This is a genomic window from Flavobacterium sp. J372 (assembly GCF_024699965.1).
In the GTDB taxonomy this organism is placed as follows: Bacteria; Bacteroidota; Bacteroidia; order Flavobacteriales; family Flavobacteriaceae; genus Flavobacterium.
The window spans coordinates 398,267-411,099 of record NZ_JAJOMZ010000004.1 but is presented as its reverse complement, the minus strand read 5'-3'; the positions used below and the strand labels follow the sequence as shown (position 1 = coordinate 411,099).

General features: G+C 41.0%; 10 protein-coding genes and 1 pseudogene. 8 read left to right on the top strand and 3 right to left on the bottom strand.

Annotated features, from left to right (window positions below; translation table 11 throughout):
- The first annotated feature begins 31 nt into the window (after nt 1-31).
- Nucleotides 32-970 carry an L-threonine 3-dehydrogenase gene (locus LRS05_RS02275; RefSeq protein WP_257866832.1) on the top strand — a complete coding sequence of 313 codons (939 nt, stop codon included), beginning with the start codon at nt 32-34 and terminating at the stop codon, nt 968-970.
- Nucleotides 971-1,060: 90 nt separating this feature from the next.
- Here LRS05_RS02275 and LRS05_RS02270 read toward each other — a convergent pair whose 3' ends face one another.
- Entirely contained in the window at nt 1,061-1,588 is a 528-nt protein-coding gene (locus tag LRS05_RS02270; RefSeq protein ID WP_257866831.1) for a nuclear transport factor 2 family protein, read from the bottom strand.
- 426 nt (nt 1,589-2,014) lie between these two features.
- On the opposite strand from LRS05_RS02270, the gene LRS05_RS02265 reads away from it, so the two are divergent.
- The 4 genes from LRS05_RS02265 to LRS05_RS02250 all read left to right on the top strand — a co-directional run bounded on the left by LRS05_RS02265 (nt 2,015) and on the right by LRS05_RS02250 (nt 8,524).
- On the top strand, nt 2,015-3,400 hold the full coding sequence (locus tag LRS05_RS02265; RefSeq protein WP_257866830.1) for a hypothetical protein: 1,386 nt from the start codon (nt 2,015-2,017) through the stop codon (nt 3,398-3,400).
- Between the two features lie 175 nt (nt 3,401-3,575).
- Nucleotides 3,576-5,216, top strand: a complete 1,641-nt coding sequence (locus LRS05_RS02260) for a T9SS type A sorting domain-containing protein (protein ID WP_257866829.1) — start codon at nt 3,576-3,578, stop codon at nt 5,214-5,216.
- 89 nt (nt 5,217-5,305) lie between these two features.
- Entirely contained in the window at nt 5,306-6,814 is a 1,509-nt protein-coding gene (locus LRS05_RS02255) for a hypothetical protein (protein ID WP_257866828.1), read from the top strand.
- 51 nt (nt 6,815-6,865) lie between these two features.
- Entirely contained in the window at nt 6,866-8,524 is a 1,659-nt protein-coding gene (locus LRS05_RS02250; protein WP_257866827.1) for a T9SS type A sorting domain-containing protein, read from the top strand.
- 54 nt (nt 8,525-8,578) lie between these two features.
- Here LRS05_RS02250 and LRS05_RS02245 read toward each other — a convergent pair whose 3' ends face one another.
- The gene (locus tag LRS05_RS02245) at nt 8,579-9,928 is read right to left on the bottom strand and encodes an ammonium transporter (RefSeq protein WP_257866826.1); all 1,350 of its coding nucleotides are present in this window, start codon (nt 9,926-9,928) and stop codon (nt 8,579-8,581) included.
- 184 nt (nt 9,929-10,112) lie between these two features.
- Here LRS05_RS02245 and LRS05_RS02240 point away from each other — a divergent pair, with 184 nt between their 5' ends.
- Complete coding sequence (locus LRS05_RS02240; RefSeq protein ID WP_257866825.1) at nt 10,113-10,442, top strand: hypothetical protein; 330 nt, start codon at nt 10,113-10,115, stop codon at nt 10,440-10,442.
- Nucleotides 10,443-10,552: 110 nt separating this feature from the next.
- On the opposite strand, the gene LRS05_RS02235 is transcribed toward LRS05_RS02240, so the two are convergent.
- The gene (locus LRS05_RS02235) at nt 10,553-10,975 is read right to left on the bottom strand and encodes a hypothetical protein (protein ID WP_257866824.1); all 423 of its coding nucleotides are present in this window, start codon (nt 10,973-10,975) and stop codon (nt 10,553-10,555) included.
- A gap of 258 nt (nt 10,976-11,233) precedes the next feature.
- Between LRS05_RS02235 and LRS05_RS02225 the strand changes: the two are divergent.
- Nucleotides 11,234-12,111 (top strand): annotated as a pseudogene (locus LRS05_RS02225) (site-specific DNA-methyltransferase).
- Nucleotides 12,071-12,832, top strand: coding sequence for a PmeII family type II restriction endonuclease (locus LRS05_RS02220; protein ID WP_257866822.1), 762 nt, complete (start codon nt 12,071-12,073; stop codon nt 12,830-12,832). Before LRS05_RS02225 ends, LRS05_RS02220 begins: the two are co-directional and overlap by 41 nt.
- The last annotated feature ends 1 nt before the right edge of the window (nt 12,833 follow it).

The following is a 12,833-nucleotide window of genomic DNA, read 5'->3' as shown; positions in this document are numbered from 1 at the left end:
AAAACGTTATATTTGCGCAACAATACAACTTATGGGCAATATTCTAATCATTGGCGCCTGCGGGCAAATAGGAACAGAACTTACCAAAAAACTTCGTGAAACATACGGGCGTGACAAAGTAATAGCATCAGATGTTCGTAAGGGCGATGCAGCATTTGTGGCAGCCGGGCCGTTTGAAGTGGTTAATGCGCTTGACTTTAACCAGGTGCAGGATGTGATTGAAAAATACAATGTTGATGAGGTGTACCTGATGGCAGCGCTATTATCAGCCACTGCCGAAAAGAATCCGGCATTTGCCTGGGATTTAAACATGAACTCCCTTTTTCACGTGCTTAACCTTGCTAAAGCCGGGAAGATCAAGAAGATATTCTGGCCATCGAGCATTGCCGTATTCGGGCCTACAACGCCTAAGCAAAATACTCCGCAATATACTGTAATGGAGCCAAGTACGGTATATGGAATATCAAAACAATCAGGTGAGCGCTGGTGTGAATATTACCACAATTTGTATGGTGTTGATGTGCGGAGCATACGTTACCCCGGCCTGATAAGCTGGAGCACACCACCTGGCGGCGGCACAACCGACTATGCTGTAGACATTTACCACAAAGCCCTGAGCGATGGCAAATACACTTGTTTCCTTTCGGAAGAAACAAGGCTGCCGATGATGTATATGGATGATGCGATACGAGCTACCGTTGAAATTATGCAGGCAAAACCTGAGGGCGTAAAGATACGCTCATCATATAATCTTTCAGCTATGGACTTCACACCCAAAGAAATAGCTGAGGTAATCGGGAAGCACATACCGGGTTTCACAATTGATTACGCCCCTGACTTCCGCCAAAAGATCGCTGACAGCTGGCCGCAAAGCATAAATGACGACAACGCCCGTAAAGACTGGGGATGGCAGCATGAATTTGATTTAGAAAAGATGACGGCGGACATGCTGGAGCATCTAGCCCCCTAGCCCCCGAAGGGGGAATTTAGCTTCACTCAAAAGAGGTTTAGCTTAAGAAATCTGCGGTCATCCGCTAAATCCGCGTCATCTTCGTTCCAATCAGTTTTTACCGGATTTAAGCTTTTCTATAACGGCGTCCTCATACTGTGCTTTATAAGGCAAAACTTTGTCTGTCACTTCATTAGGCACAGTCATAGAAAGGACGTAATGTTTTATTTTCCAGGTTTTTCCTTCTTTTTCGAGCACGCCGCTGCCACGGCAGCCCTTCATCCAGGTGTCGAGAAGTTCATCAAACCAGGCCACTTTTCCATCTTTCGAAAAATAAATATTTCGCTCAACAGCTTTAAAATCCCAGGCGCGGCCTTTTTCAAAATACGGTTTCGCAAATGCATCAAAAGCTTTTTTGTCCCAATTTTCGGTAGCATCGGTGCCAATGTAATGGCTATCAGCACTTAACATCCCAAAATATGTAGCGTGATCGGCCTTTGCTGCAGCGGCATGCCACTGGTCAAGCAGTGAGTGAATAGTATTTTTCTCGTTTTCAACATTAGGCTTTATATTGTAAAACATTGTGAATGAAATCGTTAACAATGACATGCCTACGTACAAAAAGTTAATTTTTCTCATTATGACTGAATTTATACGAATATACACACTTTTAGCCGGACTTACAGGGAAAGATCAGTACAGCATTTAACGTTTTTTATGTTAAGAAAATAATCGATGAACGGTAGTTTTTTGAACGGGTTTTGTAATCCATCTACCAAAAAATGTACCGACCTTTGCAGTGTGAAATTCTTCACTCAATTAATTTCATACAAGATATGCTTGTTGACATTATTGTTATCATAGCAGGTGTTATAATTCTACGAGATTAAGTTAATGTAGTATTTACAAATTTATATCTACGTTATAATTAACTGGATTTAAAAAGTTAATATTAGCACCGTTAATCGATTATATCGGTTATTTCATCTTTTCTTAATAAAGTCTTCATAAAATACTTCATAAATATTTGTAGGTTTAACTCAAACCAATTAATCATTTTATCTTATGAAAACAAAAAATTTATTCATTGCAGGAGTATTGGCTATTGCCGGAAGTGCGTTTGGGCAACTAAGAGAAACAAACAATTCCACAGGTTTGGGTACTGATAACGGAGCGATTTCATTCTTAACACCAGCATCAGGCAACAGTTCTACCTACATAGGTGCAGAAGCGGGAAGATATGCAAGTACTACTGGTGCCGGACAGAACACGTTTATGGGTACACTAGCGGGAAGCGGAATTGCAACGGTGAAAAACACGGGAACACTTAATACCTTTGTCGGATTTAGGGCAGGTTCAGAAATAACTTCTGGTTCTACAAATACATTTTTCGGTAATGAAGCAGGAAGATTTAATACAGAAGGTGGCGCTAATGTATTTGTGGGTAATGCTTCAGGATGGGCTAACATTTCAGGTATCAATAATACATTTTTAGGAAGTGCATCAGGTTTTCAAAACCAAGGTAGTAATAACACGTTTATCGGTGGAGGGTCAGGCCAAGCCCACATCGCGGGTGACTCTAACATTTTTATTGGGATAAACACCGGCTCAAATACTACAGGTACTGAGAACATATTTATGGGATTTCAGTCAGGTATTAATGCCGGAGGGAGCTCATACAATGTATTTATAGGCAATCATACTGGCGGAGGTAACGTTGGCGACGGCCAAAATGTATTTGTGGGCCATGCTGCAGGGGCAGGGAACATCACAGGCTTTGGTAATATAATGGTAGGCAGCAATACAGGTTTAAACGCTACAGGTTATCAAAATGTATTCGTAGGCCAGTCGGCAGGCCGTAATGCCACAGGTTCTAAAAATGTTTTTCTTGGTGTTGATGCCGGTCAGAATGAAACTGCCAGCAACAAACTATATATAGCAAACAGTAATACTACAACACCACTTATATATGGTGATTTTAATGCAGGTAAAGTAGGTATTGGCGGTACGGCCCACCCTTCAGGCTCTGCTGATGGTTTTCCTTCAACAGCTGGCAGCGTAAATGTAAGTGGGTATAAACTGTTTGTGAAAGGCGGAATACTTACTGAAGAAGTTCGCGTAAGCCTTGCCAACACATGGGCCGACTATGTTTTTGCTGGTGATTATAAGCTTGCAACCCTTCCGGAAGTTGAAAAATACATAGCTGCAAACGGCCACCTGCCAAATGTACCATCAGCCAAACAGGTTAAGGAAGACGGTATAGAGCTTGGCGACATGGCCCGCATACAGCAGGAAAAAATTGAGGAACTCACGCTATATGCCATAGCTCAGGACAAACAGCTTACAGAGCAAACCATTACTCTTACAGAGCAAACTAAAAAACTGGAGCAGCAGCAAAAAGAAATTGACGAACTTAAAGCAGCAGTGAAGGCTTTAATGGCGAAACAATAATTATACGTTTAATCTTAAATATAAAAACATGAGAAACGTATATTTATACATTGGGCTCTTTATGCTGTTTAGCATACATTGCCTGGGGCAGGATTATAATAATCACTGGCAGTTAAAATCTTCAGATTTAACTTTTTCAACAAATCCCAATACTGTAAATGTAGTGCCGGCCGCAGTGAATAATGAAGGTTATGCATCAATAAGCGATAGCAATGGTAACTTGTTGTTTTATACTGATGGTAAAAAAGTATGGAATAAAAATCATACTGTTATGGCCAATGGAACAATTGGCTATTATCCAGACTTCACACAACCTGTCATAATCATTCCGCACCCAGGTGACAGCAATAAATATTATATTGTAAAAAATGAACAATACATATGTCTTTGCGTCGGGGTTGATCCTCCTGGGCATTACATGTATTCTATAGTTGATTTTACAAATAATAGTCTTGGTGAAGTGCTTAATATCAATTCCACTCCCTTTATGGCAGAGTTGACAACAACAAAAATGTTATCAAATGCCGGTTCATACATTGAACATAAAGGTAGTTATGCACCACTTACAGCTGCACGAAGTTCTGATGGTAATTATTGGGTTGTTGTACAAGATGAAAACAGTATGTTAAGTTACAAAATTGATGGTTCCGGTTTAAACCTCACACCTGTAGTTTCATCGTTTACATCAAATCAGATATATAATTATGGCAATTACTATCCAACACAAAATACTTATAGTGGAATACGCAGGAGCATGATAAGGGTAGCTCAAAATCCCTCAATTTCTAAATTATATGGTCTTGAATCATCAAGCCTCCAAAATGCTAACACAGATCCGGTTAGTCAATATGCACGCTTTTACAGCTTAGAATTTAATAGTTTAACGGGGATGTTTAGTAATTATAATTCAATTCCACTTTCATATAGCAATAGTGTATCTTATAATTTTGAGCTTTCCCCAGATTTACAAACAGCATATTTTGCCACCTACAAGCGTCCTCACATAAGCACAGGCAATGATGGTGAAGTAATTGCAAAAGATCTTACCTCAGGTACCGCCCCAAGACTTTTATATGAACAAATCAGTTCAACCACTCCATCAGCATATTTTTCATTCATTCAAAAAGACAAGTATGGCAATGTTCTTGTAGGTTCCACATATACAAATTCGGGAAGGAACACATATCTGCATAAAATTGAAAATCCAAATTCTTATTTAACTTCTGCAGTAAAGGTTAATCACATATCACTAAACGGTGGAGGTATATCGCCTTTCCCGCAATTAATACCTTCACAAGAAGAAAGTTGTATTCCGGATATTACCCTTAGCGTACCTGAAACCAATTCAAATCATGTATACCAAGCGTCTAACAGTGTAACGACCAATAATACGTACACTATTAACTCAGGGAATGACATTACAATGAAAGCTGGTGCATTTGTGGTTATGAAACCTAATACGCATATTAAGTCGGGGTCTCTTGCGCTGGCTAAGATTGAAGATTGTGAAGAGGGGAGTGTTATTGAAATGGCAACTGCACGTATGTCATCACCAAGTGATCCTGATATGTATAAAAAAGCCCTATTTACCATGTACCCCAACCCGGCGCATGACCGCTTGACTGTTTCTGCCGAAGCAGGCATTACAACAGTAACCATTTCTTCAATAGAAGGTATGCTGATGTACAGTACTAAACTTTCCGGTAAAGAGACATCGCAAGATGTTGATGTGAGCCAATACCGAAAAGGTATTTATATTGTAAACATCACAACTGCCGACGGTAAAACCGAATCGCAGAAACTGATGAAGGACTAATATAGGAGGCTGTCCATTTAGGGCAGCCTCATTTTACTTTACGCATTCAAGATTTATTTTAAAAATTTCACCACATAATAATTTACCTTATGAAAACAAAAAATTTATTTATTGCAGGAGTATTGGCTATTGCCGGTACGGCGTTTGGGCAGGTTGTTCAGACACCCTTAACAACAGGTATTGGAGAGGATAACGGCGGGGTATATGTTCCCGGGGGAGCAGGATACGGAAACAACTCAACTTTTCTTGGAGTGAGGGCAGGAAGATGGTCTGATGCAAGTGGGACTAACCAAGGGGCTAATACATTTGTAGGCCACGAAACAGGAATGGGCAACTCAAGTACTATCAAACCGACGGGTTTCAGAAATACATTTATGGGATTTCAGGCTGGCAGAAATTTTATTGGTGCGAGAGATAATGCTTTTCTGGGATATCAGGCAGGAATTAACTGTGCTGCCGGAAATGAAAATACTTTTGTGGGTAGCGGGGCTGGTTTTAATAACTTGGCCAGTAGCAACACTTTTGTTGGTTTTTCAAGCGGGTCAGCCAATTCTTCAGGCTCTCAGAATGTCTTTCTAGGATGGGTATCCGGCATGCAAAACACTACAGGAGAAGCTAATGTTTTTGTAGGTTCTTTGGCGGGCCATAGTAACACTACAAGTGGAGGCAATGTATTTATTGGCGGACAGGCAGGCCAACTCTCAAACACAGGGGCATATGGTGGAAACGTATACATTGGCCATGCTTCAGGTGTTGGTAATGCAGCCGGAACAGGAAATACATTTTTAGGAGCGCTATCAGGTGAGAATTCTACGGGATCAAGTACGGTGGCTATAGGATTTAGGGCAGGCCGCCAAAATATAAATATCAATAATGTTTTTGTAGGGACTGATGCCGGTGTGGCTAACACTTCGGGTATTTCAAATACTTTTGTAGGCAGCAATGCTGGTCTGGCTAATCAAACAGGATATAATAATACACTAATAGGATTTCAGGCAGGTAACGGTATTTTAGGTTCAGAAAACCTAGCTATAGGTACACAGGCAGGATTTACTACAACAGGATCTGGTAATATATTTATAGGAAATGGTGCGGGCTTTAGCGAGACAGGAAGCAACAAGCTGTATATTTCAAATAACAGTACTGCAACACCTTTAATTTATGGAGATTTTGCAGCTGGTAAGGTGGGTATTGGCGGAACGGCGCACCCTTCAGGCTCTGCTGATGGCTTTCCTTCAACAGCTGGTAGTGTAAACGTAAGTGGGTATAAACTGTTTGTAAAAGGCGGAATACTTACTGAGGAAGTTCGCGTAAGCCTTGCCAATACATGGGCCGACTATGTTTTTGCTGATGACTACAAACTTGCATCACTGCCTGAAGTTGAAAAATACATTGCTGCAAATGGCCACCTGCCAAATGTTCCATCAGCTAAACAGGTTAAGGAAGACGGTATAGAGCTTGGCGATATGGCCCGCATACAGCAGGAAAAAATTGAGGAGCTTACACTATATGCTATATCCCAAGATAAGCAGCTTACCGAACAGAATAAAAAACTGGCGCAGCAGCAAAAGAGATTGACGAACTTAAAGCAGCAGTGAAGGCTTTAATGGCGAAACAATAATTATACGTTTAATCTTAAATATAAAAACATGAGAAACGTATATTTATACATAGGGCTCTTTATGCTGTTTGGCATAAATTGCTTTGGGCAGAATCTGCAAAATGCTAACTGGTATTTTGGTGACCACGGTGGTTTAAAATTTATACCTCCTTCATTAGGTACTGCACTACTAAACGGAAGTGCCATGACGCCTATAGAAGGTTGTGCAACGGTGTCTGACCAGGCAGGTACCCTATTATTTTACACAGATGGGCGTTCGGTTTATAATGCCGCACATACAGTGATGCCTAATTCTTCAACAAGTCCCTTAATTGGTGACGACTCAAGCACACAAGCCGCTGTGGTTGTCCCTGTGCCGGGAAGTCCTCAGAAATATTACATATTTACCATTAGTGGTTTATCGGGTACCCCTCCAGTAATCCCGCCACATGGGCTTTATTATTCTATCGTAGACATGTCTTTGCCGGGAGGAGGAGATGTGGTGCTGCCAAACAACACACCTTTACTCGATCATTTATCTGTTCCTATTACAACCGGTTATGGTACTTCATCAGAAAAAATGACATCTGCCAAGCATAGCAATGGCATTGATTACTGGATTGTTGCGCAAATACGCGGATGGGTATACAGCTACCATGTAACTGCAACAAGTGTTACACTAAGCAGCTTCACTGCAGCTCCCGTTACCATTAATCATGGCGCTACCAACAGTGGGGCGGCTTTAGGCCAAATGAAAATAAGTCCTAATGGCCAACGCATAGGAATTGCTTATCGCGCTGGCGGTGCGGGCCTTAATACCAGTCCCGGCGAAATCGCATTGGGGTCATTTAATAACACAACAGGCCTTGTAATTTTTGATCCGGTTACCATACAGGGAGGTATAATGTACGGTTTAGAATTTTCACCAGACAGTCAATTAGTTTACTATATTACGGGAACACAATTAGTACGTACAGCAAACACAACTTCCCTAAGATTATCAATTCCATATACTCAATCAGGCTCATTACAACTAGGTATTGACGGCAGGATATATTGCGCAGCTAGATTATTAACCTCGTTACCGGTTATTACTAACCCCAATAACTTTGCCAGCCCAGGGTTTATATCCGCTGGCGCTTTTATATCGGGTAAGTCAGGGTCTGGCCTCCCTCAATGGGTGCATTGGCATGAACAACAACCTTGTACACCCCTTACCCTTACATCAGAGTCATATCCAGTCTTTAATTACAATAACAGAAGTTCTATTACGGCTCATATTAATTACAACATTGTTACAAGTACAGATATTCAAATGCACGCCCGTGATTTTATTGTATTACAGCCTAATGTCCATATTGCTTCCGGCTCTAACTATTGGGCAAGCATTCAGGACTGTGAAGGCGGAGGAATAACAGAGCGGCAGTCATCTCAAATGTCATCAACAGTACCTGTTAAAGATATTAGGTCAAGCCTCTTCTCTATGTATCCCAACCCGGCGCATGACCGCTTGACTGTCTCTGCCGAAGCAGGCATTACAACAGTAACCATTTCTTCAATAGAAGGTATGCTTATGTACAGTACTAAGCTTTCCGGTAAAGAGACATCGCAAGATGTTGATGTGAGCCAATACCGAAAAGGTATCTATATTGTAAACATCACAACTGCCGACGGTAAAACCGAATCGCAGAAGCTGGTGAAGGATTAACTTGTATTTCAAATAAAAAGAAAGGCTTCCCTAATTGCGGAAGCCTTCTTTGTTTTACCCCAGCATCTCGTTGTGCTGGCTTAGGTCAAGCCCCATCTTTTCAGCTTCTTCCGATACACGCAGTGGTATAATCAGGTTAGTGACTTTGTAAAGCAGCATGGCCCCGAAGAACGAAAACGCCGCTACCAGCACCAATGCCATCATATGGTGGGCAAATATGTTCCAGCCGCCGTGCAGCAGGCTCCCGCCCTCAACTTCGGCAAAAATGGCTGTAAGTATCATGCCCATAATACCGCCTACACCGTGGCAGGCAAAAACATCGAGGGTGTCGTCTATCTTCTTTAGAGATTTCCAGTTAAGCATGGCGTTTGAGACAATTGCGGCAATAAATCCGAAGAACATGCTTTTGGGTATTGATACAAACCCGGCGGCGGGAGTTATAGCCACAAGGCCCACAACCGCGCCAATACATGCGCCCAAAGCTGACACTTTCCGTCCGTTGAGCCTGTCAAAAAACACCCAGGTTAGCATAGCCGATGCCGAGGCTATAGTAGTAGTGGCAAAAGCCATAGCCGCGGTATGATTAGCTGCCAGCGCTGAACCGGCATTGAACCCAAACCACCCGAACCATAGCATGCCGGTGCCCAGTAAAACGAAAGGAATATTGGTAGGTATATACTCTAAATTTTTCCTTTTGCCGAGACAAAGTACTCCCGCAATGGCGGCAAAACCGGCGCTCATATGCACTACCGTTCCGCCAGCGAAATCTTTTACGCCAAAGTAAGCGCCCAGCAATCCATTCGGATGCCATACCATGTGGCATAGCGGGGCATAGATGAATATCGAAAACAGGCAGATAAATAGCAGGAATGAAATGAAGCGGATACGTTCGGCCAGTGCACCGGTAATGATGGCAGGGGTTATCACGGCAAACTTCATCTGGAACAGCGCAAAAAGTATGAATGGTATGGTGCTCGCCATTTTTGAGTGAGGGTGCTCATCTACATAATCAAAAAACGCAAAATCTGCCGGGTTGCCCACGAGTCCGTATTTAACACCGTTAATAGTGAGCCCGACAGAATCACCAAAAGACAAGCTGAAACCCACGGTCACCCACAGTAGGCTTATAACGCCCAGGCAGATAAAGCTTTTTAGCATGGTAGAAATCACGTTCTTCTTACCTACCATACCGCCATAGAAGAAGGAGAGGCCGGGTGTCATAAGCAATACCAGGCATGAAGCCGTGAGCAGCCAAGCAACATCGGCAGGTATAATGGTGTCTGTAGAATTAAACTCGTTCGAGCGGTCAAAAATATGGGCATGCTCCCAAAATAATCCGGTGATTGCTATTGCTGCCGTAATAATAAAGGCGGCTATCCATCTTTTTTCAACACTTTTTTCCATTTTACCCTGCTTTTTATAGGGTTAAATGTATAAATTTATTTTACAGACATTGCTCGGACGGTATATGTGAACTAAAGATTTGCTAAATCAGTAAATTAGATCATTTGTTTTTGAGAAATTTGTAAAGAGCAGGTAATGTCCGGGCGGTTTTGAAAGTATCGCCTTACAGCTATGCGTGCATAACATGGTTGATAACTTAATGCCTGATTTTGTGGTGTGTAACCAAATTTTTGCAACCTTGCCGTCAACCAAAATCATCAATCACATGAACGACTTACAATACACAATTGAGGATAATAAACTGTTTGAGTCTATTGCCGATATCGCCTTTATGGCCGGCCAGCGCGGTTTCTGCTCGGGCGATTCGCGTTCAGACGTCGCCGAATTCATAAAGTGGGGAAAAGAGTTTGAAGACATCCACGAAGATACCGATTGGGATGAGGTGGACTACGTGGAAACCATTGAAGCTTTCATGAACACCAAGCTGCGCATCGACATGCAGTTAACCACTTAAGACTTCAGCCCATAAAAAAACCGGCACATAGCCGGCTAAATTTTTAATGCTTTCCGTGGCCTTTACCTTTAGCATGGCCCGGACCACCTTTATGTTTGTGTTTCGGTCCGTTACCCGGTCCGCCTGCAGCCAGTTTTTTTCGCCTGTCCCGGTGGCAAACCAATAGTTTTCTGGTGCGCCGGATGGTATCCTTTAGGGTACTTCACCTTATGTGTTTTGTAATACACATAAGGCGTAGCGCCGCGGTAGTCGGTAAGCACAACCTTGTAGCCGTTGTATAAATTATAGCTCCTGTAGGCCGGCGGAAGCACCGATGCCCTTATCCAGTTACCGTTGCTTACATAAATGTACTGCCCCGCGTTTATGTCATAGTAAGTAGCGATATCCGGAAGGTAGTAATACCTTACATCAGTATAGCCCACAGGCCCCCACGCAGGCGGCGAACCTATATTTACGTTTACCGAAACCTGTGCCTGCATCAGCATACCGGTGAAAAGCAGCATGCCGAAAAGTATTTTCTTTGTTGCATTCATAACGTTCAAATTTAGGTTACTACTAGTTTTATTGTAGGGCATTTCCAACAACTATGCCTAAATTACGTCAGGTTGATGAAGAAGGAGTGAAGTTTATGAATTTTTTAGGAGTTGATTATTGAGGGTCTTGTGCCTTGCGGTCTTGGATGGCCTGCTGAATTTGGGCGATGCTGGAGAAAACAAATTGCAAAATCAATGGAGTTATCAAACATCTAAATCTAAGATTATTAATTAAATTGTTTAAATTTGTACATTATCATGGAAATAAAGACAGATCTATATTTAGGTGATTGTAAGGAAGAGTTGAAAAAACTTCCAGACAATTCAGTTGACTTGATAATTACTTCACCGCCCTATGCTGATCAGCGTAAAGATACCTACGGGGGGGTGCATCCTAATAAATATGTCGAATGGTTCCTTCCAATTTCTAAAGAACTTTTGAGAGTTCTAAAACCTACAGGTACTTTTATTTTAAATATTAAAGAAAAAGTTGTTGATGGGGAACGTAGTACGTATGTAATGGAACTTATACTTGCAATGAGGCAGCAAGGTTGGTTTTGGACAGAAGAATTTATTTGGCACAAAAAAACAGCTTTCCAGGGAAATGGTCAAATCGTTTTAGAGATAGTTGGGAGCGACTTTTACAATTTAATAAGCAGAAGAAATTCAATATGTATCAAGATGAGGTCAAAATTCCTATCGGAAATTGGGCGAAAGGGAGATTAAAAAATCTCAGTGATACAGACAAAGTAAGAGATAATGCTAAAAACGGTAGTGGTTTTGGGAAAAAGATTTCGAATTGGGTTGGTAAGGAAACGGTCTATCCGACAAATGTTCTACATCTAGCTACAGAATGTAGTAATAAAAACCATAGCGCTGCATTTCCTGAAGAATTACCGGAATGGTTTATAAAATTATTTACTCAAGAAGGTGATTTGGTACTAGACCCCTTTATGGGTTCAGGCACCACAATTTTTGTTTCCAATAGAATGAAAAGAAATTCTATTGGTGTTGAAATTATGCCCGAATATTTTGAGATGGTAGAATCTCAAATTAATCCATGTGAATTATATTTATTAGAACCTTCAGAAAACTATGACTCCAATAAACCTTCAAGACGTTACTCAATACGTTGAACAAAATATTGGTACATTTCATTTAAAGCGCATTCAATGTTTAGATGAATTAAAGCTAATTAAAGTTCTTAAACGTAAAAATCCATACTTATTTAAAGCTAAATATCTTATGACTGCAGATGAAATTGTACGCAGTCTTGTAGACGCTCACATTTCTTCGAATGAGGAAACAATTTTTGGCGATTGGCTTGAAGGTTTAGCAATCTTTATAAATGAGAAAGTATATGGTGGGAGAAAGTCAGGAATTCCAAATATAGATTTAGAGTTTGATAATGATGGCATCCGGTATATTGTAACAATTAAATCCGGACCTAATTGGGGAAATAGTTCACAAATAAAGAAACTTGCATTAGACTTTATTACCGCTAAAAAGACTTTAAGAACAAGTAATTCAAAATTACATGTCATTGCTGTGAATGGATGTTGTTATGGAAGGGACAATAACTCAGATAAAGGAGATTACTTTAAATACTGCGGGCAAAAATTTTGGGAATTTATTTCTGGTGATTCACATTTATATACAGAATTAATTGAGCCACTTGGACACCAGGCAAAAGAACGTAACGAAGATTTCCTAAAGTCTTATTCACAAATGATAAATAAGTTCGTTAAAGAATTTATTAATGAATATTGTGATGAAGCAGGCGCAATTAAATGGGATAAAATTGTAGAAATCAATTCTGCAATTGTGGATCCTACATCACGTCTTAAAAAGTTTTAGG

Coding starts and splice junctions, on each gene's coding strand:
- LRS05_RS02250 (WP_257866827.1), top strand. CDS start 6,866: ATGAGAAACGTATATTTATACATAGGGCTCTTTATGCTGTTTGGCATA.
- LRS05_RS02270 (WP_257866831.1), bottom strand. CDS start 1,588: ATGAGAAAAATTAACTTTTTGTACGTAGGCATGTCATTGTTAACGATT.
- LRS05_RS02255 (WP_257866828.1), top strand. CDS start 5,306: ATGAAAACAAAAAATTTATTTATTGCAGGAGTATTGGCTATTGCCGGT.
- LRS05_RS02275 (WP_257866832.1), top strand. CDS start 32: ATGGGCAATATTCTAATCATTGGCGCCTGCGGGCAAATAGGAACAGAA.
- LRS05_RS02240 (WP_257866825.1), top strand. CDS start 10,113: ATGGTTGATAACTTAATGCCTGATTTTGTGGTGTGTAACCAAATTTTT.
- LRS05_RS02245 (WP_257866826.1), bottom strand. CDS start 9,928: ATGGAAAAAAGTGTTGAAAAAAGATGGATAGCCGCCTTTATTATTACG.
- LRS05_RS02220 (WP_257866822.1), top strand. CDS start 12,071: ATGACTCCAATAAACCTTCAAGACGTTACTCAATACGTTGAACAAAAT.
- LRS05_RS02265 (WP_257866830.1), top strand. CDS start 2,015: ATGAAAACAAAAAATTTATTCATTGCAGGAGTATTGGCTATTGCCGGA.
- LRS05_RS02235 (WP_257866824.1), bottom strand. CDS start 10,975: ATGAATGCAACAAAGAAAATACTTTTCGGCATGCTGCTTTTCACCGGT.